23 protein-coding genes are annotated in these 23,608 nt (G+C 60.0%); 20 read left to right on the top strand and 3 right to left on the bottom strand.

Going from position 1 to position 23,608, the window contains the following annotated elements:
- Positions 1–6: 6 nt before the first annotated feature.
- Positions 7–885 (bottom strand): diacylglycerol kinase family protein, encoded by an 879-nt coding sequence (locus AOP6_RS02465; protein ID WP_213194726.1) that lies wholly within the window; start codon positions 883–885, stop codon positions 7–9.
- 150 nt (positions 886–1,035) lie between these two features.
- Between AOP6_RS02465 and AOP6_RS02460 the strand changes: the two genes are divergently transcribed.
- The gene (locus AOP6_RS02460) at positions 1,036–1,620 is read left to right on the top strand and encodes a hypothetical protein (RefSeq protein WP_155875054.1); all 585 of its coding nucleotides are present in this window, start codon (positions 1,036–1,038) and stop codon (positions 1,618–1,620) included.
- 58 nt (positions 1,621–1,678) lie between these two features.
- Here the strand turns inward: AOP6_RS02460 and AOP6_RS02455 are convergent, their stop codons facing one another.
- Positions 1,679–2,413 carry a hypothetical protein gene (locus tag AOP6_RS02455; RefSeq protein WP_155875053.1) on the bottom strand — a complete coding sequence of 245 codons (735 nt, stop codon included), beginning with the start codon at positions 2,411–2,413 and terminating at the stop codon, positions 1,679–1,681.
- A gap of 234 nt (positions 2,414–2,647) precedes the next feature.
- Positions 2,648–3,865 carry a U32 family peptidase gene (locus tag AOP6_RS02450; RefSeq protein ID WP_155875052.1) on the bottom strand — a complete coding sequence of 406 codons (1,218 nt, stop codon included), beginning with the start codon at positions 3,863–3,865 and terminating at the stop codon, positions 2,648–2,650.
- 187 nt (positions 3,866–4,052) lie between these two features.
- Between AOP6_RS02450 and ybgF the strand changes: the two genes are divergently transcribed.
- From ybgF to AOP6_RS02355, 19 genes are all read left to right on the top strand, one after another.
- Positions 4,053–4,733, top strand: coding sequence for a tol-pal system protein YbgF (ybgF, locus tag AOP6_RS02445; protein WP_155875051.1), 681 nt, complete (start codon positions 4,053–4,055; stop codon positions 4,731–4,733).
- A gap of 41 nt (positions 4,734–4,774) precedes the next feature.
- On the top strand, positions 4,775–5,785 hold the full coding sequence (locus tag AOP6_RS02440) for a LysM domain-containing protein (protein WP_213194725.1): 1,011 nt from the start codon (positions 4,775–4,777) through the stop codon (positions 5,783–5,785).
- Positions 5,786–5,879: 94 nt separating this feature from the next.
- A complete protein-coding gene (gene dprA / locus AOP6_RS02435) occupies positions 5,880–6,977 on the top strand; it encodes a DNA-processing protein DprA (protein WP_225897332.1) in 1,098 nt (365 codons plus the stop codon).
- 27 nt (positions 6,978–7,004) lie between these two features.
- Positions 7,005–7,472: a DUF494 family protein gene (locus tag AOP6_RS02430; RefSeq protein WP_155875049.1), complete on the top strand. Its 468-nt coding sequence runs from the start codon at positions 7,005–7,007 to the stop codon at positions 7,470–7,472.
- Between the two features lie 53 nt (positions 7,473–7,525).
- Positions 7,526–9,898, top strand: coding sequence for a type I DNA topoisomerase (topA, locus tag AOP6_RS02425; protein ID WP_155875048.1), 2,373 nt, complete (start codon positions 7,526–7,528; stop codon positions 9,896–9,898).
- A 96-nt stretch (positions 9,899–9,994) separates the two neighbouring features.
- A complete protein-coding gene (trmFO, locus tag AOP6_RS02420; protein ID WP_155875047.1) occupies positions 9,995–11,380 on the top strand; it encodes a methylenetetrahydrofolate--tRNA-(uracil(54)-C(5))-methyltransferase (FADH(2)-oxidizing) TrmFO in 1,386 nt (461 codons plus the stop codon).
- 354 nt (positions 11,381–11,734) lie between these two features.
- Positions 11,735–13,681, top strand: coding sequence for a sensor domain-containing diguanylate cyclase (locus AOP6_RS02415; RefSeq protein WP_213194724.1), 1,947 nt, complete (start codon positions 11,735–11,737; stop codon positions 13,679–13,681).
- Positions 13,682–13,740: 59 nt separating this feature from the next.
- Positions 13,741–14,400 (top strand): Maf family nucleotide pyrophosphatase, encoded by a 660-nt coding sequence (locus AOP6_RS02410; protein ID WP_155875045.1) that lies wholly within the window; start codon positions 13,741–13,743, stop codon positions 14,398–14,400.
- Positions 14,401–14,432: 32 nt separating this feature from the next.
- Complete coding sequence (locus tag AOP6_RS02405) at positions 14,433–15,125, top strand: YggS family pyridoxal phosphate-dependent enzyme (protein ID WP_155875044.1); 693 nt, start codon at positions 14,433–14,435, stop codon at positions 15,123–15,125.
- A 2-nt stretch (positions 15,126–15,127) separates the two neighbouring features.
- Positions 15,128–16,486, top strand: a complete 1,359-nt coding sequence (locus AOP6_RS02400; RefSeq protein ID WP_155875043.1) for a sodium-dependent transporter — start codon at positions 15,128–15,130, stop codon at positions 16,484–16,486.
- Positions 16,479–17,120 carry an HAD-IA family hydrolase gene (locus tag AOP6_RS02395; protein ID WP_225897331.1) on the top strand — a complete coding sequence of 214 codons (642 nt, stop codon included), beginning with the start codon at positions 16,479–16,481 and terminating at the stop codon, positions 17,118–17,120. The genes AOP6_RS02400 and AOP6_RS02395 overlap by 8 nt, the downstream gene beginning before the upstream one ends.
- Positions 17,117–18,430 (top strand): hypothetical protein, encoded by a 1,314-nt coding sequence (locus AOP6_RS02390; RefSeq protein ID WP_225897330.1) that lies wholly within the window; start codon positions 17,117–17,119, stop codon positions 18,428–18,430. Before AOP6_RS02395 ends, AOP6_RS02390 begins: the two co-directional genes overlap by 4 nt.
- A 30-nt stretch (positions 18,431–18,460) precedes the next feature.
- On the top strand, positions 18,461–18,631 hold the full coding sequence (locus tag AOP6_RS02385) for a hypothetical protein (RefSeq protein ID WP_213194723.1): 171 nt from the start codon (positions 18,461–18,463) through the stop codon (positions 18,629–18,631).
- Between the two features lie 86 nt (positions 18,632–18,717).
- Complete coding sequence (locus AOP6_RS02380) at positions 18,718–19,518, top strand: amino acid ABC transporter permease (protein WP_155877600.1); 801 nt, start codon at positions 18,718–18,720, stop codon at positions 19,516–19,518.
- 23 nt (positions 19,519–19,541) lie between these two features.
- Complete coding sequence (locus AOP6_RS02375) at positions 19,542–20,267, top strand: amino acid ABC transporter ATP-binding protein (RefSeq protein ID WP_155877599.1); 726 nt, start codon at positions 19,542–19,544, stop codon at positions 20,265–20,267.
- A 29-nt stretch (positions 20,268–20,296) separates the two neighbouring features.
- Positions 20,297–21,130: a transporter substrate-binding domain-containing protein gene (locus AOP6_RS02370; RefSeq protein WP_155875042.1), complete on the top strand. Its 834-nt coding sequence runs from the start codon at positions 20,297–20,299 to the stop codon at positions 21,128–21,130.
- A gap of 48 nt (positions 21,131–21,178) precedes the next feature.
- Positions 21,179–22,069 (top strand): amino acid ABC transporter permease, encoded by an 891-nt coding sequence (locus tag AOP6_RS02365; protein WP_155875041.1) that lies wholly within the window; start codon positions 21,179–21,181, stop codon positions 22,067–22,069.
- Positions 22,070–22,612: 543 nt separating this feature from the next.
- On the top strand, positions 22,613–22,984 hold the full coding sequence (locus AOP6_RS02360; RefSeq protein WP_155875040.1) for a response regulator: 372 nt from the start codon (positions 22,613–22,615) through the stop codon (positions 22,982–22,984).
- The gene (locus AOP6_RS02355) at positions 22,981–23,544 is read left to right on the top strand and encodes a hypothetical protein (RefSeq protein WP_155875039.1); all 564 of its coding nucleotides are present in this window, start codon (positions 22,981–22,983) and stop codon (positions 23,542–23,544) included. The genes AOP6_RS02360 and AOP6_RS02355 overlap by 4 nt, the downstream gene beginning before the upstream one ends.
- Positions 23,545–23,608 lie beyond the last annotated feature (64 nt).

Here is a 23,608-nt window from a genome sequence, read left to right as displayed (position 1 = left end):
GCGGAATCAGCTAAGGCGGGGGAACATCAGGTTTAGCTCCCCCGGGAGGGCCTCGACCGTCAGCGGCAGCCGGCCGGCGCAGTCGCCGTCGAGCTGCACAGCCACCCTGTCGCCGGACAGGGTCAGGCGACGGGTCTGGACGATGCGGACCCCCGGTGCCTTGAGAGGAAGATGCAGCCCAATGCGCAGAGCGTAGGCCAACTGGGCCAGACGCCCCCCCTTGAGGAAGAGACAGGCTTCCAGGTGACCGTTCTCAAGACCGGCGGCCGGCGCCAGCACGAAGCGGCCGCCATAGTAGCGGGCATTGCAGAGAATGACGCCATAACAGGTCTGGCGGCTGCCGTCTTCCAGTTCGACCTGAATTTCACGGGCGGGGGTATCAAGCCAGACCTGCAGGGCACTGATGACGTAGGCGAGTTTGCCCAGCTGCCGTTTGAGGCGGCTGCTGACCCGGCACACGGCTTCGGCGTCAAAGCCGATTCCGGCCATGAGCAGAAAGCGGCTCTCGCCGGCCTTGCCCAGGCAGACGGGGCGTGCCTCCCCCTCAAGGACGGCGGCGCAGGCTTTCTCAACCTCGAAGGGGATTCCCACCTCCAGAGCAAACACGTTGGTCGTTCCCAGGGGCAGAAAACCGAGGGGGACCTCGGCAGGGGCCAGGCCGTTGACGACCTCGTTGAGGGTGCCGTCACCACCAGCAGCGACGACGCGGCAATAGCCGCCGTTACGGGCCTGGCGGGCCGCCAGGGTGGCATCCCCCCTGGCCTGGGTCAGGGTCAGGTCGACGGCAAAGCCCCGCCCCTCGAAATAAGCGCGGGCCTGTTCGATGCGGGGCACGGCCTGACGGCCGGCCACAGGATTGGCGATGAGTTTGATGGTTTTATTCATGGCAGGGCGCATCATAGCAGAAGCGCGCGTGTTGACAAAAGAGGATTAGGAAACGTCCGCAAAAATTCGTTTCCGCGCACGGCCGGCTGACAACACCGCCCGGGAGTGCTATGCTGCGCCGTGGACAGACCTACACGAAAGAAGAGCCGCATGAAAAGGGATACCCACATCGCCTGTCAGCAGATTCTGCAAGAGGACTCCTCAGTCTTCTCCATGCAGCAGCTCGACCTACCAGCGGCATTGGCCAGAGATCTAAATGTTGAGGCTCTTTTCGAGCGCTACCTGCAGCACATTCGCCGCTTCACCCTCGGTCTCATCCGGCCGACGCGACAGCAAAACCAGGTTCTCTTCCGGCTGGCCGGCACCCGCCTGTCTCTGCTGATCTTCAATGGCCCCAGCGCGTCGATGCAGGGCGCCGAACACATCCTGACCCTGGCCATCTGCGGCGGCCTGCTGGTGCAGCCGCAGAGCTGCGACCGGGGCGAGTTGGTCTTTTCCTGCGAAGCTCAGGCGGAGAGCCTGCGACTCACCCTGCGTCTGGCCGACTACTGCCCTCTCCTCCTCGGCAGCCAGCAGCCGACCTGGTGGCGCAAAGGGCTCTATCGCTTCACCCAGGCCACCATCCACAAGACCGTCACCCGGCGTTTTTTCGCGCGCCTCTACCGAGAGCGCGCGGGGAAGGGCGCCTGCTGCCGCGTTGTGCAAGGCCGGTGGCGCCAGGGCGAGGATATTTAAAAAGGCGGCCCCCCTTCTGGAGGACCGCCCTGTATCCCTGCTCTATTTTCGTGCTAACTTACCAGCCGAAGCTCAACTTCATCGAGTAGACGGGGTTTTCGAGGTACTCGGCCTCCACCGTCACCCGGGCCAGCAGCAGGGCAAACTGTACACCGCCGAAGTAGCGGGTTTCGGTAAAGTCCTGGTCCTTGAGTTCGGCCTGGAGAATGGGATCGCTGCCATCGTATTTGCCCTCGATCTGTACCACACCGACGCCGGCATAGGGGGTCAGCATGGCGAAACCCTTACTGATCACCGCATCGGCGGCGTAGGTTTTCAGACTCAGATCGTCCACCCCTTCCAGGGTGCTGTAGCTGCCGCGCAGAGCCAGGGCGGGGGTGGCCATGGTTCCCTCCAGCAGGGCCCACTGCACTTCGCCGCCATAGAGTTTGATGTTGGAGTTGGGAATTTCTGAATAAATGGCGCCGACATCCAGGTTGAAAGGGAGTCCTTTGCGTACATGCAGACGGGGGACCGCCAGATAGTCGGGGGCATCGCCACTGGTGACGACCTGGTCCCAGATGGAGGACTGGATGTCGATGGCGCTGACTTCGACGCCGACATCGAAGCCGGTGATGCCCTGGGGTTCAGCCGGGGCCAGGCCGCGGTAGGCTGTCACAACGCCCGCTTCTTTGACAAAGTCCTCGAACGTGGCGTTCCCTAACGTATCCAGAAAACGGACATCGTATTTCGCCGCCATCGCCGTTCCGGCAAACAGCAGAATCATCACAGCAGACAACAGAAGTTTTTTCATTCTATTCCTCCTCGCAGGTTGCCGGCCCCTGGCGGGGATACGGCGCTTGTTATTAATTGGGATTAAAAAGCGAAATTCAATGCCCAGGCTCATACAAATACAGTGCCAACAGACAAAAGCGATAGCCAGGCCAGTACCCAGGGAGCCGGCCGAGCTTCTAGGGGTCGTTCCTCGGGATACGGACAGTCAAAGGGCCACCAGCCGGCGACGCTTTTTGACGGGCAGGCCCTGATTTCAGCCGGAGACCTTCTGCCGCCGCAGCAGATCGCCCTTCCGTGCCTCCGCCGGTCCTTGCAGCAGTACCAGGGCATTGGGTTGGGCGACGTCCAGCTCGCCACCTCCCTCGGCCGCCAGTTTTCCAGCGACAAAGTGGGCCTGGCGCATGGCGGGCCCGATCAGCTCCAGCTCCTCCCCCGGGAAAAAACGGTTGCGGCATTCCACCAGCAGGCGGCTGTTATCGTCGACCCGGCGGACGATGCCGACGAAGTCGTGGGTGCGCTGATAGCGGGAATCGGCCGCATGAACGAGCGCGTCTTCGGTGCCGAAGAGAAAGCCCCGGTCATAGGGACGATGGCTGACCTTGTCCAACTCCTCCAGCCAGGCGGGATCCATGACATAGCCGGCGGGGTCGGCCACATAGGCATCAAGGGCGGCGCGATAGACCCGGGTGACGGCGGCGACGTAATAGAGGGTCTTCATGCGCCCCTCGATCTTGAGGCTGTTGACGCCGGCGCCGACGAGAGCGGGCAGGTATTCGAGCAGACAGAGGTCACGGCTGTTAAAGACATAGCTGCCGCGGTCGTCCTCTTCGATGGGGAAATACTGGCCGGGGCGGGTCTCTTCCATCAGGGCGTAGTTCCAGCGACAGGGCTGGGCGCAGGCACCGGCGTTGGCGCTGCGCCCGGTCAGGGCGGTGGAAAGGAGGCAGCGCCCCGAGTAGGCCACGCACATGGCCCCGTGCACGAAGACTTCGAGCCCGACAGTGGTCTCACTGCGGATCTGCTGGATTTCCGCCAGCGTGAGCTCCCGCGCCAGGTTGACGCGCTCGACCCCGGCCTGTTGCCAGAAACGCGCCGCCTCGGCGGTGGTGGTATTGGCCTGGGTGGAGAGGTGAAGTTCCCGCCCCGGGTCCAGTTCGCGCACCACGGCGAGCACCCCCGGATCGGATAGAATATAGGCGTCAAGGTCGAGGGGACGCAGCTCTTCCAGGTAACGGTGGAGAGCCGGCATCTCCGTCGGGCGCAGGTAGGCGTTGAGGGTAAGATAGATTTTTTTGCCCCGCTCCCGCACCAGTTCCTGTGCGCGGCCCAAGGACTCCAGGGAGAAGTTGCCGGCCATGGCGCGCAGCCCGAACTGGTCACCGCCGACATACACGGCATCGGCGCCATAATCCAAGGCGGTTTCAAGTTTTTCCATATCACCGGCAGGGGCCAGAAGCTCCGGCTTCATCATAAAAGGTGATCCTCCAGTTTTTTGTGGGGCGCACTATACCACAAAGGCTGGACGAGGCCGCAGGATATTTCTCTTTGGCGAAGAGCCGGAAAGGCTATTGATCCCTTGACAGAGGGGTGAAAAGCTTATAGTTTTAGACAGGTTTCATGAATTTACCGGTGAATGCCGTGATCAAGAGGACCGACTCATGCAAAGAATTACCACTCTGGCGCTGACCCTTCTGACCGCCTCCCTGACTTTCGGCTGCGTGGCCGCGACCCCTTCCGGGGACGGGAGACAACTCAACCAGTCACTGGCCCAACTGGCGAACAGCCAGGACGAACTCGCTCAAAAAATGGAGCGACTGCAGGACAACATGGTGCTCCTCGAAGCCCGCGTTCTTGACCAGCAGTCTGTCCTCGATGGGCTGCGACAGGACATGGCCGCGCAAAAAGTCACCCCGGCCGGGCAAAACACGGCTACGACTGGCGAGAACACGGTTCCCGCCGTCGTTCCCGAGGTTCCCCAGACGCCCACGGAAATCTACCTCAAAGCCTTCGGGGACTACGCTTCCGGCCGCTACAATCAGGCCATCAGCGGCTTTGAAGCCTTTCTGAGGACCTATCCGACCAATGACTATGCCGGCAACGCCCAATATTGGCTCGGAGAATGCTATTACGCCCAGAATAATCAGGTCAGGGCCATCGAAGCCTTCCAGAAAGTGGTCGACAACTATCCCCGTGCCGCCAAGGCACCCGACGCCCTTTTCCGGAAAGCGGAAGCTCTGTTGCAAGTCAACCTGCCGGAGCAGGCCGACCTCGCACTCCTGGAATTGCGACGCCTGTATCCTGACAGTACTGCCGCCCGCAAGACTCTGACGGCGCGTTAACCACTTTGAGTTTTCACTATCCGATGATCAGGGGGATCGATATGACCATCAAGAAACTGCTGTTACTCACCTGCCTGCTGCTCATGCCCCTTTGCGCCTTCGCTCAGGGCACGACCCAGACCTACGTTATTAAAAAAGGGGACACGCTGTGGGGTATCTCCGAACGGTTTCTCAAGGACTCTGACTATTGGCCCAACCTCTGGTCCCATAATCCCTTCATCGGCAATCCCCATCTCATCTATCCCGGCCAGAAGATCGCCATTCGCGACGGCCGCATTGAGATCATCCCCGAGTTTGTCACGATCGCGCCGACAGAACCGGAGAGCCTGGAAAAAGCCATCGAAGAGGCCGGCATCGAGCCCCAGGAAGTCATTACTATTTCGACGCAGGGTGGTTCCCCGGGTTTTATCTCAACCGCTGGCATCGAGGCACTCGGTACGCTGGTCGACACCATCGACAACCGTCTGTTGATGGCGACGGGCGAGACGGTTTTTCTCGAGATGAAAAATCTCGGTGACACCCGGATTGGCGACCGCTTCGCCGTTGTCGCCCTGGCCAAAGAAGTCAAGCATCCCGTGACCGGACAAAAGGTAGGCCACCGCATCGCCCGACTCGGAACGGTGCAAATCATTCAGATCCATCAGGACGTCGCTACGGCCGTCATTACCTCCTCCGCCAGCGAAATTCAGCGCGGCGCCCTGTTGCTGCCTGTGGATGAACAGCCCACCGAGGTGGTTCTCCAGAAAGCAGAAGTTCCCGTCAGCGGCTATATCATCGACGGGGCCGACGGCAAGATCACTCTGAGCCAGTACGATGTGGTTTATCTGGACCAGGGATCCAACAGCGGCCTGCAGGTCGGCAACCTGCTGAACATCACCCGCGAAAGGGAAGCTTCGGATCTCGCTATTCAGAACAGAAACCTGGTCCTTCCCCAAGTGCTGCTGGGCGCGGCCGTGGTCATCGAGACCCGACCTGAATCGGCGGCAGCGCTGGTGCTCAAATCTGTGGCTCCCATGTATCGGGGCGACCGCGTCACAGCCCTCACCGAGTAAGGAAACGCCGACAACGGCGTCAACAGAAAAGACCCGCTTAAAAGGGCTGAAGTTCATTCTTCAGCCCTTTTGCTTTCCCCGGAAGGAGGTCTTCTTGACAACCGAAGAATATGGCTGGCTCCGCCTGCATCTTACCCCCGGCCTGGGACGTGTCGGCCTGTTTCGGCTGGTCGAGGCCTTCGGCTCCCTTGAGGCGATCCTGGAAGCCACTCCGACCGCCTGGATCACCAAAGCCCAGATCCGCGAAAAAGTTGCGAAGAACCGGCTGGCCAAGGACTGTCCCGTGCTGGCGAAAACGGCCGGAGATCTGGACCGGCTTGGCGTGAGCATCCTGAGCCTGTGGGGGGATGAGCGCTATCCCGCCCTGCTGCGCACCATTCACGACCCTCCTGCCCTGCTCTATGTGCGGGGTCGCCTTCCCGCACAGGACAGTTTCGCCATGGTCGGCTCGCGACAGGCTACGGCCGCCTCCCTGCGCTTCACCGAAAATCTGGCCGCGGACCTGGCCGCACGGGATATCACCATCGTCAGCGGCCTGGCCCGGGGCATCGACTCGGCCGCCCATAGCGGCGCCCTGCGCGGGGAGGGGCTGACTGTCGCCGTGCTGGGCTGCGGCATCGACCGCGTCTATCCCCCGGAGAACAGCCGCCTCTTCCACGCCATCCTGGGGCAGGGCGCCGTCGTGAGCGAACACGCGCCGGGCACACCCCCCATGGCCGGACATTTCCCTGGCCGCAACCGTATCATCAGTGGTCTTTCCAGGGGGGTTCTGGTCGTGGAAGCGGCCGAAGGGAGCGGTTCACTCATCACCGTCGATTTCGCCCTCGAACAGGGACGGGAAGTCTTTGCGGTACCCGGTGCCGTGCACGCTCCCACCAGCGCCGGCACCAACCGCCTGATCAAGGAGGGTGCCCGGGTCGTCACGGAAGCCACGGACATCCTGGAGGTGTTATGGCCCGGTTCCCCGACCCGCCAGGCACGACAGCAGGATGACTCTTTCGCGGCCTCCCTCGATGATCCCTCGGGGAAAGTCTTCCGTCTGCTGGCGGCTGAACCGCTGCACATCGATGAATTATCACGGAAATGCGGCTTGACACTCATGGATCTTTCCGCTATTTTACTGCACCTGGAACTCAGGGGGGGTGTCACCCAGCTCCCCGGGATGCGTTACATACGCGCCGTCAGGGACTGAAACCGTCCCTTCAGAACAGGAGATTGCTTGAGAGAACGCGTTCTGGCCATTGTCAGCATTATTGCCCAGTATGTCCTGGAGATGAGAGATCAGCTCTCGGACAACGATATCGTCGAAGAACTTCTGGCCGAAGGATTCGACGTCGAAGAAATCGACGCCGCCTTCAGCTGGATGAACAATGTCTCTTTTGAGCAGAAAAGCAGCGGACCCGCGTCTCTGACTCTGCCGGCGCAAAGAATCTTCACGCCGGAAGAAAGCCGTACCCTCTCCTCCGAAGCCCGAGGCTACCTCATCAAGCTGCGCGGGCTGGGACTCATCGGCGACGAAGCCCAGGAAGAGATCATCGAACGTGCCCTGCAAATGGCCGAAGACGAGGTCTCTTTGAAAGAGATCAAAACCATCACCGCCCTCACCCTCTTCACCCACTCCCAGGACGCCTGGCTGCGCGACGCCGACTTCATCATGGAAGACGATTGGGCGCAACTTTACCATTGATCCGATAGAGGCTGCGGGCGGAACCTGCAGCCTTTTTCATTTTACGAGGTATCATGTCAAGGTCTCTGGTGATCGTCGAATCACCCGCAAAAGCGAAAACGATCGAGAAGTTTCTCGGCCCGGGCTTCAAAGTGCTGGCCTCCTACGGTCACGTGCGCGCCCTGCCAAGCAAGCAAGGGTCAGTCGATGTGGAGCACGATTTCGAACCGCTCTACCAGGTGCTGCCGGAAAGCCGCAAGCAGATCGACCAGCTCAAAAAGGAAGTCGAAAAGAGTGACGAACTCATTCTGGCCACCGACTTGGACCGCGAGGGAGAAGCCATCGCCTGGCATCTGTTGAAGGCGCTGGGCATCGACGAAGCATCCAGTACGCCCACGGTCAAACGGGTGACTTTCCACGAAATCACCAAAGACGCCATCCAGAAGGCGATGACCGAACCCCGCACCATCGCCAAGGATCTCGTCGACGCCCAACAGGCCCGCTCGATCCTGGACTATCTGGTCGGCTTTAATCTCTCCCCTTTCCTTTGGAAAAAAATCCGTTACGGCCTCTCGGCCGGACGCGTACAGTCCGTCGCTCTGCGCCTGATCTGCGAACGGGAAAAAGAGATCGAAGCCTTCGAGTCGCGGGAATACTGGACCATTGAGACCCGTCTCGAATCGAAGGGCGGTCAGGCTTTCGCCGCGCGTCTTTTCTCCGTGGACGGCGAGAAACTCGACAAGTTCGCCATCAGCAGCGAAGCTCAGGCCAAGGAACTGGTCAGCGCCCTGACCAAGGAGACCTGCCAGGTCTGCGACCTGGTGCAGAAACAGAAAAAACGCAATCCGGCCCCGCCCTTCACCACCAGCACCCTGCAGCAGGAAGCCAGTCGAAAGCTCGGCTTTTCCGCCCGCAAGACCATGTCCACTGCCCAGAAACTATATGAAGGCATCGACATCGGTGAAGGCTCCGTCGGTCTGATTACTTACATGCGTACCGACTCCGTCGCCCTCTCGGAAGTGGCGACCACCGAAGCCCGTGAGGTCATCACCCAACTTTTCGGCAAGGACTACGCTCTCGCCACCCCGAGAGTTTTCAAGAACAAGGCCAAGAACGCCCAGGAGGCCCATGAAGCCATCCGCCCCACCCTGGTCTCCAACACCCCCGACCAACTCAAGCGCTATCTGTCCTCGGACCAGTACCGCCTCTACCATCTGATCTGGACGCGGACAGTCGCCTCGCAGATGGCCGCCGCCCTTCTCGATGCTACCACGGTGGACATCGCTGCCGGGTCACGTTTCGTGCTGCGGGCCACCGGGCAGGTCATCCGCTTTGCCGGCTTCATGAAGCTCTATATCGAGGGCACCGACGACGCGGAAGAGGCCGAAGCCGGTTCCCTGCCGGCCCTGGCGCTGGGTGAGGCCGTGGTACGCCGCGAGGTGACGCCTGAACAGCACTTCACCCAACCGCCGGCGCGTTTTACCGAGGCGAGCCTGGTCAAGACCCTGGAGGAGTACGGCATCGGCCGGCCCTCCACCTACGCCTCCATCATGAACACCCTGGTCACCCGCAAGTACGTGCGCCTGGAAAAACGCACCTTTTTTGTCGAGGATGTCGGCCGGGTGGTTAACGATCTGCTGGTTAATCACTTTGCCCAGTATGTCGACTACGACTTCACCGCCAAGCTGGAGGAGGACCTCGACGCCATCTCCCGCGGGGAAGAAAAATGGCGGCCCGTGCTCAAGGAATTCTGGGAACCCTTCATCGCCCTGCTGCGCCAGAAAGAGCAGGAGGTCAGCAAAGAGGACGTCACCACCGAAAAGACTGACCGCACCTGCCCCGAGTGCGGCAAGGAGCTGGTCATCAAGCTTGGCCGGGCCGGTAAATTCTACGCCTGCTCCGGCTTCCCCGAGTGCCGCCACACCGAGCCCCTGTCGGCCGAAGAGCGCGAAGAGCCGGTGATGTCGGAGGAGAAGTGCGACAAGTGCGGCGCCCCCATGCTCATCAAGGACGGCCGCTACGGCAAATTTCTCGCCTGCAGCGCCTACCCCGAGTGCAAGAACATCCAGCCGCTGGTCAAACCCAAGGCCCTGGGCATTACCTGCCCCGACTGCAAGGAGGGGGAACTGATGGAGAAGAAGAGTCGCTACGGCAAGATCTTCTACTCCTGCAACCGTTACCCCAAGTGCAAATACGCCCTCTGGGATCAGCCCATCGACGAGCCCTGCCCCCAATGCGGTTATCCGGTCATCGTCGAAAAGGTGACCAAACGCTACGGTACGTACCGCAAATGCCCCACGGAGAACTGCGATTACAAGCTGGTGCTGGTCGAGCCGGAGAAGAAGGAAAAGGCCGCCCCGGCGAAAAAAGCGGCCGCCAAGAAGCCCGCCGCCAAAAAGGCTCCGGCCAAGAAATCTCCGGCCAAAAAATCAGGCAAAGATTCCTGAGGCAGCAAAACCCGTTAGCGTGACAAGCCGGGCCTTCGGGTCCGGCTTTCCTGTTTGCACAGCACCGCCCGGCCGCACAACGGCCAGAGGGAACCCATGGACGACATGAATCGCCTACATATCATTGGCGCCGGCCTGGCCGGCTGCGAAGCAGCCTGGCAGGCGGCTCAACAGGGCACGCCGGTCATCCTGCACGAAATGAAGCCGCAGCGTTTTTCGCCGGCCCACCAGTCCCCCAATCTGGCCGAACTGGTCTGTTCCAACAGCCTGCGCGGCACCGGTATGAACAACGCTGTCGGCTGTCTCAAAGAGGAGCTGCGCCGCTGCGGCACCCTGTTCATGGCAGCCGCCGACGCCACCGCCGTGCCCGCCGGCGGGGCGCTCGCCGTCGACCGCGAGGCCTTCTCCGCCACCATCACCGACCGAATCACGGCCCACCCCCTCATCGAACTGCGCCGGGAGGAGATCACCCGCCTCCCCGAGACCGGCACCGTTATCGTCGCTTCCGGCCCTTTGACCTCCGAGGCGCTGTCGCAGGATATCGCCCGTCGCACCGGTGCTGACCATCTCTATTTCTACGACGCCATCGCCCCCATCATTGAGGCGGACTCCATCGATTTCAGCCAGGCCTGGCGCGCCTCGCGCTACGGCAAGGGGGGGGACGACTATGTCAACTGCCCCCTGGATGAAACCCAGTACCGCGCCTTCGTCGCCGCTCTCAAGGAGGCGGACAAGGTGGCGGCCCGGGACTTCGAAAAGATGATTCATTTCGAAGGCTGCATGCCCATCGAGGAGATGGCGGAACGCGGCGAAATGACCCTGGCTTTTGGTCCCATGAAACCTGTCGGCCTGCCCGATCCTCGCACCGGCCGGGAGCCCTTCGCCGTCATTCAGCTGCGCCAGGATGATCGTCATGCCAGCCTCTACAACATCGTCGGCTTTCAGACCAAGCTGACCTATCCCGAACAGCGCCGTATCTTCCGCACCATCCCCGGCCTGGAGCAGGCCCGCTTCGCCCGTCTGGGCAGTGTCCACCGCAACACCTTCATCAACGCACCGACCTGCCTCACCCGCACCCTGCAGCTTCGCCAGGAGCCGAGGATCTTCTTCGCCGGGCAGATCACCGGGGTAGAGGGCTATGTCGAATCGGCCGCCATGGGCTTTCTCGCCGGCCTCTTCGCACCACGCTGGACACAGGGCGCCCCTCTGCCCTTACCGCCGCCGACCACGGGACTGGGTGCTCTCCTCTCCCATCTGGCCGACTCCAACCCCGAAGACTTCCAGCCGATGAATGTCAACTACGGTCTTTTTCCACCCCTGGAGGGCCGCAAGATGAAGCGCGCCGACCGCCGCCTGGCCATGGCCGACCGAGCGCTGAGGGACCTGGATGGGTGGTGGACAAGTACTTTGCCGACAGGCCGGGAAAATTCGTCTGCCCCAAAAGCCGAACATGGTGATAAGCCCCACTTGTCGGGCATATAAACGCCTTTCCCAGGAGAACATAGCTCTCCTCTTCTCCAGATCGTCCCCCCTGGCAGCGACCCCTGTGATTCAGGGGCCGCCATCCTGCCATGCCCCCCCAAAAAAGAGCTGCAGAATCGGGCCCTTTCCCACTCCGTGGGCACATTTACCTACCGCCCCTGCCTTTTGTTTTTCTGCCGAAAAAAAGTCGTCTGGCACGGCTTGGGACAGGAACAGTATTTGCTTTGTCGTTCTGAACGTTGTACTTTTAATACATCCCATCACCCAGAGAGGGCGGGCGCGTCTATGGAGCGGCAATCAAGTCCAGGTTCGATTAACCTGAGGGGCTTGCTGGATCATCTCGGCAGGAACCCCTTGCTGCGAAACTTTCGCCTGGCTCTTTACCGCCAGGGTGAATACTTGGAACCGCTCCGTCGAACGGCTTTCGAAAACTGCAGCCGACAGCAGGACCAGGATCCCGCAACCTGCAGCTCTTCCTGTCATGAGGTCAGAGAACGCACGTTCCAGAAAGTTCTCGACGCCGGCAGACCCCTTGTCTTCTTAAACCCCTGCGGCACCCTTAATCTCGCCATTCCCTTCACAGCCCAGGAAACAGCCGCTTACTGCCTGCTGGCCGAAGCCTTTCCTCCGGCCGACCTGGCCGACGAGCAGACCACAGGAGAGAAAGGGCGCTCGTCATCATTTTCGGCTCCCGATCTGGCCAAAGCCAAAAACATTGCAACCTGCATCCATCGACAGATTCCCGAACTCCTTCGCCAGGACCTGACGCTTCACCATCTCGAAAAGACCTCTCTACGCCTCCGCACGCTGGTCGATATTTCCGAGGAAATGGACCAGCTGGCCTCCAGAGACGAAATCGTCGATCTGCTTAAAGAAACCCTTGTCATCCTTTTCGACCTTTCCAGCCTCGCCATCCTGACGGGAGACCCTTCGGCGGCCGGCTTTGTTCTTCAACAGTCACTGGCCTGGCCTGAGACCAACGCATCCCCCTCTGGCCGAAAAATCGCTGAGTTTCTGCGCCAGAATCCCTATGGCAAGCCCGTGTCGATCCGGGAAGAAATCGATCTGCTTTTCCCCGGCAAAGCCTGCCGTGAAGCGCTGGCTATCCCCCTGATAGCCAGCGGTCAACCCCTGGGCCTGGTCATTCTTCATGAGGCGACTCTGCCATTCGGTGATCTCAACCTTCTCGAGCTTCTTTGCGCCAAGGCGGCCAGCCGGCTGCTTATTCTCAAGTTCGAGAGGGAGCGACTGGAGGCCAGTGCCTTTTCCACCCGCATGGTCACCATGGTCAGCGCTCTTTCCCAGCTCAAACGACAGGAAGAAGTCTATCGAAACATCGTGGAAATGTCGGCCGAGCTGCTCAATGCCACCTGCGGTTCCCTGATGCTGCTGGATGAGAAAGGCGAGTTTCTCCGTATCGAATCAGCCAAGGGCATGAATCAGCCGCTGTCCAGAAGCCTGAGCATCAAACTCGGCACCGGCATTGCCGGACGTGTGGCCAAAAACGGCTTCCCTCTGGTTGTCAACGACATTGAAAAAGACTGTCGTCTCGCCACGCCCAACCGGCCCCGCTTCAAGACCAAATCCTTCATCAGCGTTCCCCTCAAAATAAAGGATCGCACCATCGGAGTGCTCAATCTCTCCGACAAGGAGGATCAGGGTATTTTCAACGAAAACGATCTGCATATCCTGACGTCCTTCACCGCGCAGATTGCCATCGTGCTCGATCGGTCCGCCTCTATGGAAAGAGCCAACATGCTGGAAAAGCTGGCCGCCACCGATGCTCTCACCGGCCTTTATAACCGGCGTTTTTTTGATGAACGCCTCGATAGCGAGCTGAGTCGAAGCATACGCCACAGTCTTAATTTTTCCATCATGCTGCTCGATCTGGACAATTTCAAAAATTACAACGACCTCTGCGGCCACATCGCCGGGGACAATGCTCTCAAAAAGGTGGCGACCTTGCTCAAATCCTCAGGGCGGGACATTGACGTCGTCGCCCGTTTCGGTGGGGAAGAATTCATCATCCTGCTGCCCGACACCAGCAAAAAAGAGGCGATGCTGGTGGCCGAGCGCGCCCGCCATGCCATTGAAAGCCACCCCTTCCCCCAGGAGGCTCTGTTGCCGGGGGGCCAGCTGACCACCAGCATCGGCCTGGCGACCTTTCCAGATGACGGCGACTTCGCCCAGGCATTGATCAAGGCGGCGGATACGGCCCTGTACCAGGCCAAGGAGAAAGGCCGAAACCGTACGGTGCCTTTTACCCGTAAACAAGCGCACGACAATGTTGTCTTTCTCTAGCCTTTCCTGCTATCCTGCCTGACCTTTTTGCACCCTTTGACGGCAGGAGAATCATCACCATGCCCACCCCCGAATCTTCCCTGGCGCCCTTCGCTCCGGAAGGAATCGTACTGGCGTCGGCATCACCGCGCCGGCGCGAACTGCTCGCGTCTCTCTCCATCCCCTTTACGGCCATCCCCAGCACGGTGGATGAGCGGGAATACCCCGGCGAAACGCCGGAAGAGCATGTACTGCGCCTGGCCCGAGAAAAAGCGCTGGAGGTCGCCTCCCGTCCGACAGTGGCCGGACGCTGGTTTCTGGGCAGCGACACCGTGGTCCTGAGGGACGGCAGCCTGCTCGGCAAACCGGTGGACGAGAAGGAGGCGGCCGCCATGCTCAGCTCGCTCTCCGGCCGATGCCACCGCGTCCTCTCCTCCTACGCCATTTATGATCGCCAACAGCGTACTTTCGTCTCCGGCGTGGTCTCCACCCGCGTAAGGTTCAAGGAGTTGACAGGGCAGGAGATTGCGGGGTACATTGCCACTTCCGAACCCTTTGACAAAGCAGGGGCTTACGCCATTCAGGGGATTGGAGCCTTTATGATCCTGGGGATCGAGGGGAGCTATACCAATGTGGTCGGCCTGCCCCTGTGTGAAGTGGTTGAAGCGCTCGAACGCATCGGCGCCCTTCGCCTCTTCGCCAACCCGCTTGAGGGCGTACCTTCCCCAGCCGTTTCCTGATCCCCTGCTGACGCCCCACTGCGAGGGACACCATGAGCATCCAGAGCAATATCCAAGACATCCGGACTCGCCTCGAAGCGGCCTGTCAGCGCAGCAACCGCGATCCGAATCAGGTCAGGCTGGTGGCCGTCTCCAAGACCAAACCCGCCAGCCAGATCGAGGAGGCGGCCCGCGCTGGTCAACAGCTCTTCGGTGAGAGTTACGTGCAGGAGTTCACGGACAAGCGCGAACAGGTGCGACTGCCGGTTACCTGGCATTTCATCGGGCACCTGCAATCGAACAAAGTCAAATACCTGCGTGGCAACGTCAGCATGATTCACTCCGTCGACCGGCTTTCCCTCGCCCAAGAGATTGACCGCCAGTGGCAGAAAATCGGGGAAACGGTGGATATACTCCTACAGGTCAATCTGGCCGATGAGGAGTCCAAATCCGGAGCCACCGAGGAGGCCGCCGAAGATCTGGCCCGTCGTCTGGCCACTCTCCCCCATCTGCGACTGCGCGGCCTGATGACCCTGCCCCCCTATTGCGATAATCCCGAGGATGTGCGGCCGTACTTTGCCCAGCTGCGCCACCTGTCGGAACGCATCGCCGCACTGAACCTGCCCGATGTCCACATGACGGAACTGTCCATGGGCATGAGCCATGACTTCGAGGTGGCCGTGGAAGAAGGGGCCACCATGGTGCGCATCGGCACCGCTATTTTTGGTGAAAGAGAGTATCCCTGAGCATGTCACAAGCCAAAGCTCCCAGAGCCCAGTGGGCCAGCCGTCTTGGTTTCATTCTCGCCGCCGCCGGCAGCGCCGTTGGCCTTGGCAATATCTGGAAATTCCCCTACATCGCCGGTGAAAACGGCGGGGGCGCCTTTGTGCTGGTCTACCTGGCATGCATCGCCATGGTCGGCCTGCCCATCATGATGGCCGAGTTCATGATCGGTCGCCATACCCGCAAAGATGCCGTTGGCGCCTTCCGCCAACTCGAAGGGCCCCGCTCCTTCTGGCAGGTGGCCGGCTGGGTCAGCGTGGCCGCCGCCTTCATCATCTGCTCCTACTATTCAGTGGTGGCCGGCTGGACCCTGGACTACGTCTTCCGCGCCGTCATGGGGAGCTTCGCCGGCGTCTCGCCGGAAGAGATCGAAGCGATGTTCGGGGGTCTGCTCGCCAACGGTCCGCGCCAGATTCTCTGGCACTTTCTCTTCATGGCCCTGTGCCTGGGTATCGTCATTGGCGGCGTTCAGAAAGGCATCGAGCGCTGGAGCAAGATCCTCATGCCCGTGCTGCTTTTTCTGCTCTTTCTGCTCTTCATGAACGGCATGTTCAGTCCCGGCGCTCGCGAAGGGCTGGCTTTCATGTTCGAGCCTGATTTCAGCAAGCTGACGGGAGCCTCCATACTCGAAGCCCTGGGGCACTCCTTTTTTACCCTGTCCCTGGGGATGGCGGCCATGATCACCTACGGCTCCTACATGGCCAAAAATGAGGATCTCTTTGCCTCCAGCCTGCGCGTCGCCCTGCTCGATACCGGCATCGCCCTCATGGCGGGCCTGGCTATCTTCCCCATCGTCTTTGCCGTCGGCATGGCGCCGGCCGCCGGCCCCGGGCTTATCTTCAAAACGATTCCGGTGGTCTTTTCCCAGATCCCCGGCGGCTTTATCCTGGCTATCTTTTTCTTTCTGCTACTGGCGTTTGCGGCACTCACCAGCAATATCTCCCTGCTCGAATCCCAGGTGGCCTTTCTCATTGACGAGAAGGGCTGGGGGCGCAAGCGGGCCACCACTTTTCTGGCCGGCCTCGCGTTCGTCGTCGGCCTGCCGTCGGCCCTCTCCTATAATGCCCTGGGCGGCTGGACCCCCTTGGGCGACCTGGCTTTTTTCGACTCAGCCGACCTCATTGCCTCCAACTATCTACTACCCTTCAGCGGCCTGCTCATCTCCGTCTACGTCGGCTGGTTCTGGAAAGGCAGCGAGGAGAAGGAAGAGCTGGTCGCCGGCGGCGCCGGCTGGGTCTATCCTCTCTGGCACTTCATGATCCGCTATGTCGCCCCCCTGGCCGTGTTGGTCATCCTTTTGAACAAGGCAGGTCTTTTTGACTGAGCTGAGAACCTATCTCTTTGACCTGGACGGCACCCTGGTCGACTCGCTGCAGGACCTGACCACGGCCATCAACGAACTGCGGACTGATCTCGACCTTGCCCCCCTGACGCTGGCGACAGTCAGGGGTTATGTCGGCGACGGCGCCACCATGCTGGTCAGAAGGGCACTGCCCGCCGGGACCTTCAGCGGCAACCTCCTGCAGGATTTTCTCGACCGCTACCGGCGCCACCTCCTCGACCATACCCGTCCCTATGCCGACATCCCCGCCTTTCTCGACAGCCTGCAGGGAGCGCCCATGGGCGTCGTCACCAACAAGCCCCTTGACATGGCCGAGGAGGTTCTGCGCGGACTGGGTCTGCGCCCCTATTTCGGCACCGTCATCGGCGGCGACAGCTGTGCCGAGAAAAAGCCCCATTCGGCCCCGGTAAGACAGGCTCTGGCAGAACTGGGCTCCGAGGCGGCCACCGCTATCATGATCGGCGACCACCGCACCGACCTTATCGCCGGGCGGAGCGCCGGCACCAGAACCTGCTTCTGCGCCTGGGGGTTCGGCATCTCCGACGGCAACCCCTATGATTATCTGGCGGCAACCCCCATCGAGCTTCTCCGCCTCTTCCCGGGAAGCCGGCCTTGATCTCCTCGCGCCCCCTGTCGCAAAAAGAAATCGCCCTCTTTTTCTTTCCCTTGCTCCTCAACGTGCAGTTGATGAGCGTATCCCATTCCATCATCAATGGCGCCCTGGCCCGACTCGATGACTTTGTCACCGCCTTGGCTGCCTTCTCCGTGGCCATGGTGCTGCACCTGTTCGTCGCCTCTCCCTCCTACCAGAACCACACCATCACCATCGCCATGGTGAGGGGGCGCCGGTCCCTCTTCGGTACGACCATCTTCGTGACCCTGGTCGCCTGCCTTGTCTCCATTTTGCTGGCCCTGCTCGCCTTTACCCCCGTGGGCCTCTTCCTGCTCGGCAACGTCCTCGGTGTCAGCGGCAAGGTGGCCAGCGGCGCCCTTGAAGTGCTCGCCATTCTTGTCTTTCTCCCCTTTTTCACCGGCTTTCGCGGCCTCTTCCAAGGCCTGGTCATCCGGGCCCGGCGCACCGCCCTGGTCTCCTTATCGACCGGTGTGCGTGTGGTGGCGCTCTTCGCCATGCTGGCTCTTGGCGCTCCCTGGTACAGTGGCCCTGAACTGGGGGCCGTAGCCCTGCTCGGCTGCATTGTGGTCGAAACGGCGTTCATGGGGTTTTTCGCCTGGCGTTGCCACCTCCCCGCCACCGGCGAAGAGGAAAAGAGCACCTTAGAGATCCTGCGCTACGCCTTCCCTCTGGCCTACTCCTCCTGCCTGCAGCAGACCATCCCTCTGCAGATCAACGCCATTATCGGCCGTCTGCCCGACGGGGAACTCGCTCTGGCCGCCTTTGGCGTCATTCGCGGCTTTATTTTTCTGCTGGCAGGCCCCATGCGTAACCTGCAGCAGGCCTATCTGACCCTGGTACGCGACCACGAAGACTATCAGACGCTGGTCCGCTTTTTTCTCTGGGTGGGTGGTGGCACGGGGCTGGTCATGCTGCTGACAGCTTTCCCTCTCAATAAACTGATTCTTGGGCAGCTGATGGGCATCGAAGGGAGCATGCGCGCCTATATTACCTGGCCCATGGCGGCCTGTACCGTCTTTCCGCTTCTGTATGGCGCAGCCAACCTGCTGCGAGGGTTTTTCGCCGGGGCTCACCGCACCGCGTTGCTCGGTCGCTCCACCATCTACAAAGCTTTTTTTCTGCTCGTCTGCTGGGTGCTTAGCCTGCTTGCCCCCCTGCCTTTTCCTGGAGTAGCTCAAGCCATCGCCCTGCTCCTGTTGGCCGAAAGTCTGGAGGCCTGGTACCTCCTGCGCCAACGCCGGCGGCTCTATCCTGACTTTGAACACTTGCCAGACTCTAACCTACCCGGGTAAACTGAAACTTGAACCGCCGAGGGAGATGCCATGGATAAAAAACATCCCTGCCCCGACTGCAAAATGTGCCAGTGGTGCTCGGACGACCGCTGCAGCCTCTGCCTGCGCGCCGGCGGCTGCCGCAAGAAACTGAGTATGGCCGAGCAAATCGCGCTTTACGAGCAGATCAACAAAGAAACGGCCACGAAGAGTGGTCAATAGAGTAGCCCGGACGTGCTAATCCACTACTGCTATCCTGTTGCCATCATGCAGGCTGACCTCTTATGCGAATAAAACCCTCTATCCCGATGTGGCAATTACTCTCTCACCTGAAGAGATCGCCCTCCATCGCCTGGGTCAAATTTCTGCTGCTCTGCGCCGGCATCATCTGGCTGCTTATTCACGGCGCCCAGAACCTCGGCTACCACTGGCAGTGGTACCGGGTGCCACGCTATCTCTTCACCCTGGAAAACGGCGTCTTTACTTGGGGTCCGCTGCTGAAGGGGTTGGGCGTTACCTTTGAGATCGTCGGCATCAGCCTGGCACTGGCCTTCGTGATCGCCCTGCTGACGGCATTGGCCCGGATTTCTTCTTCAGCCGTGGCGGGACTGCTGGCGAGACTATACCTGGAGACCATCCGCAACACGCCGCTGCTCATCCAGATTTTTTTTGTCTATTTCGTGCTTTCCCCCATTCTGGACCTGGGTCGGGTCACTGCCGCCGTGCTGGCCCTGAGCGCCTTCGAGGGAGCCTACGCTTCGGAAATCATCCGGGCGGGGATCGTCTCTATCCATCGGGGTCAATGGGAGGCGGCGCACAGCCTGGGTCTGGGACGCCTCGACACCTATGGCAGCGTCATTCTGCCACAGGCCTTCCGCCGCATCCTCCCCCCCCTGACCAGTCAGGCCATCTCCCTGGTGAAGGATTCCGCCCTCGTCAGCACCATCGCCATTTACGATCTCACCATGCAGGGGCAGGCCATTGTCGCCGAGACTTTTCTGACCTTCGAGATCTGGTTCACTGTGGCAGCCATCTATCTGGGCGTCACCTTGACCTTGTCGGCTCTAGTCAAGGGACTTGAAACCCACCTGAAGGAAAGAACGGCATGAGCGCTAAAACTCTGGGCCAGGATATGATTGTCATCACCGACATCAGCAAGACTTTTCCCAACCGAGTGCAGGCGCTCAGCCACTTTTCCCTGACCATCCGCGAACGGGAGGTCGTGGTCGTGGTCGGGCCGTCCGGCTCGGGCAAATCCACCCTGCTGCGCTGCCTCAACGGTCTGGAAGAAAGGGATGGCGGTTCCATTGTCATCGACAACATTCCGCTGGACGAAAATCCACGAAACCGGCTGAAGATCCGCCAGGAGGTCGGCATGGTCTTTCAGTCCTTCAACCTTTTTCCACACCTGACCGTGCTGGAGAATATCAATCTGGCACAGATGCGGGTACGCAAAAAAAACCGCCGGCAGGCTACGGCTCTGACCATGGAACTCCTCGGCAAAGTCAATCTGAGCGAGAAAGCCCAGGCCTATCCTTCTCAGCTCAGCGGCGGCCAGCAGCAGCGGGTCGCCATCGCTCGCGCGCTGGCCCTGCACCCGAAAGTCATGCTTTTTGATGAGGCCACCAGCGCCCTGGATCCCGAAATGATTGGTGAAGTCCTTGAAGTCATGCGTTCACTGGCCATGGAGGGGATGACCATGGTGGTCGTCACCCATGAGATGGGTTTCGCCCGGGAGGTCGGTGACCGTGTTGTCCTGCTCGACCACGGCCGTTTAATTGAAGTGGCGCCGGCCGCCCAATTTTTCAGCGCTCCCCGCGAAGAAAGAAGTCGCCACTTTCTGCAGCAGGTGCTTTGATTGCTGCCCTTTTACGACAGGAGGCATCCATGGTCCGATTCAGACGTTTCTTCACGACTCTCACCGTTCTGCTGGCTGGATTTGCCTTGGCCTGTCCTTCACCGGCCGCCGACATCCGCCAGGAACTTGTGGAGAAGAGCACGCTGGAGCAGGCTCTTCGCAAAGGCACCCTGCGCATCGGCATGTCGACCTTCGTTCCCTGGGCCATGAAGGACAAGACCGGCAACCTGGTCGGCTTTGAAATCGACGTTGCCACCCGGCTGGCCGAGGACATGGGAGTCAAGGCACAATTTGTCCCGACAAAATGGTCGGGCATCATCCCGGCTCTGCTCACCGGCAAATTCGACATTATCATTGGCGGCATGGGGATTCGTCCCGATCGCAGTATCAAGGTCAATTTCTCCATCCCCTATGACTATTCCGGCATGTCTCTCGTTGCTCACCGGGAGAAAGCCGCAGGCTATGCCACCCTGGCGGATTTCAACCGGGAGGATGTCGTCATCGTCGCCCGCATCGGCACAACCGCAGCAACAGCCACCAAAACCTTCATCCCCAAGGCGACCCTGCGCCTGTTCGATGATGAATCCCAGGCCATTCAGGAGCTGCTGAACGGACGGGCCCATGCCTTCGTCACCTCCAAGCCCACTCCGGCTTTCCTGGCCCTGAAGCACGCCGACAAGCTTTTTCTCCCTCTGCCGGACACTTTTACCCGGGAGCCTATCGGCTTTGCCATCCGCAAGGGAGACGTGGACTTTCTCAACTACCTCGACAGTTGGATCCGCGTGGTGGAGGCAGAGGGCTGGCTGGAGCAGAAGCGGCAGTACTGGTTCGAAAGCCGCGAGTGGGAGACCCTGATTCAGTAGCATCCTCTTATTTCCTGGCCGGAAACCGGCCTTTGAATTGCACTCATCATGACCTACTTGCCGGGGCCGTCCCCCAGGATCACGAGACTGGATATCATCCTGCTGGCAGGTCTGGCGGCCCTCGCCGTCTGCCTGATCTACAGGATTCACAGCGGCCTCGACTACCGCTGGAACTGGGCGGTCATCCCCCAATATCTGCTGCGATTCGATGAGATCTCCCGGCAGTGGGTTCCCGGTCTGCTGCTGGAAGGTCTTTTCACGACCATCCGTCTGAGTATCTGGTCCATGCTGCTGGCCCTGACCCTGGGACTGACCATGGGTCTGTTCCGGACCAGCCCCAGCCTGTTCAAACGTCTGGTAGGGCAGACCTATGTCGGCCTGGTGCGAAATCTGCCTCCTCTGGTGCTGATTTTTCTCTTCTACTTCTTTCTGAGCAGCCAGCTCAACCCGCTGTTCAGTGGCCTGCCTGCCTTTCTCGGCGAGCACCCTACCATCTCCCGCTGGGTCGGCATCCTGTTGGCTCCGCCCGAGTTTCTGGAGCAATTCCTGTCCGCCACCCTGACGCTGGCCCTGATCGAAGGAGCCTACATCACGGAAATTGTCCGTTCCGGTATCCAGTCCATCGAAAGAGGCCAATGGGACGCGGCCCGGGCTCTCGGGCTCTCCCATCGCCACCAGCTGCAGGATATCGTTCTTCCGCAGGCTTTTCAGCGGATGCTGCCGCCTTTGGCCGGGCAGTTCATCTCCACGGTCAAAGATTCGGCCATTGTCTCCGTTATCTCCATCCAGGAGCTGACTTTCCAGGGCACCGAACTGATGGCCACGACCTACCTGACTCTGGAGGTATGGATCACCATTACCCTCATGTACCTGTTGCTGACGCTCTCCCTGTCTTTGGGGGCCCGGCAGTTAGAACGCCACCTCAAGAACCGAACCTGATGAAAAACATCGTTTGCCGGTTGTGCGGTCACCGGGCCTCCTACTTCTTGCAGGACCCCAGACTGCCATCTAAGTAAAATAACGGCACGTTCCGTGACATGACGGACACAGTTGCTGGCACACAATCGCCCCTTCGGGGATCCCTCCTGAGTCCGTTTCTTAACCCGTCCGATCCCAGGTTCTATCCTCATTAAAATTGGCCGGATACTTTCCTTACTCACACAGGAAAACAAACAATCAGGATAGGCAGCAGGGGGAAAACCCATCGTTTTGTGCACCTATGCTGGGAACAGGCCTTCGGTGGAAATGAACCCTGTCGTCCGGGATCGACGAACCTACCAGCATGATCAGCCATCCCTCGACCCGATGAAGACAGAAAATGAAAAAAACCCCCGCCACCTCAATAAAGGACTGTTTTTTGCATTCGTTTCGTGTCAAGGATACTATTCTCTCTTAAAAGACAAAATAACGACGCACTACTGGCGCGTCGGATCCGTTCAAAACCCTATGGATGTTTAAAACTCAACAGGAGGCAAATTCACAATGGCAAAGATCTTGATCGCTGACGACAGCCCCACGGAACTCGCTTTTTTGCAGGAAACCCTCAAGGGAACCTCGCACGAAATTATCCTTGCCAGAGACGGTAAGGAGGCGGAGGAAAAAGCCCGCACACAACCCGTGGACCTGATCATTCTGGATGTCGTCATGCCGAACAAAAACGGTTTCCAGGTCTGCCGAGATCTTAAAAAGGATCCCAAGTTCAGCAATATCCCTATTATTATCACCACGTCCAAATCGGGAGACAGCGATAAGTTCTGGGGGAAGAAGCAGGGTGCCGATGAATACATCACCAAACCCTATGAGCCTGTCGATATTCTGTTGGCCATCAAAAAACACCTGGGAGGGAATAAGTGAATCTAGCGGCGATTTTGAGCAAGTTCCTGTCAGGGCGGGATACGGGCCAATTGGTGGTGAAGTTCGCCGGAGCGCAGCATCTGTGCAAAATCTCCATCGACAGCGGTGCGGCCGTCTATATTTCCCTGGGGACGCTGGGGCCTGACGAAACGCTCGACTACATAACGGGCAAACAAGCTGTTCAGGCCAACTTCATCGAGGGAGTCCCCGCCCGAAAAAAGCTCGATGACCCCTTGAACGATCGACTCTTCGCCTTGGCTCAGAGTGGGGCAGCCACGACGTCTTCGGCGCCGGCTCAGGCCAGGCCCGAACCGAAACCGGCCGCGGGCGGGGGAGAAAGTGGCCCCATTACACCCCAGCAGGTACAGGCCGTCATTGATGATTTCATCGACCTGGTCGGCCCCCTGGGCATGGTCATGGCGGACAATGCTCTGGCGAGCGTTGGACACGTCAAGGGGTCAGGCATGGCGTTGAAGGCATATGCCGACTTTCTTTCGGAACTGGAAGACGAGATCCCCGAAGGCCAGCGCAAGGCTTTTTTCGCACGGCACCAACGCTAGGCAGCACCCTGTCCCTAAGATAACACGACATTCTGGCGAGCCCAGAATTGAAGGAGGTTTTTCA

Origin of the sequence: Desulfuromonas sp. AOP6 (assembly GCF_009731355.2) — a bacterium.
Lineage (GTDB): Bacteria > Desulfobacterota > Desulfuromonadia > Desulfuromonadales > SZUA-540 > SZUA-540.
The sequence above is the reverse complement of the archived record's forward strand: the minus strand, read 5'-3'. Positions and strand labels throughout refer to the sequence as shown.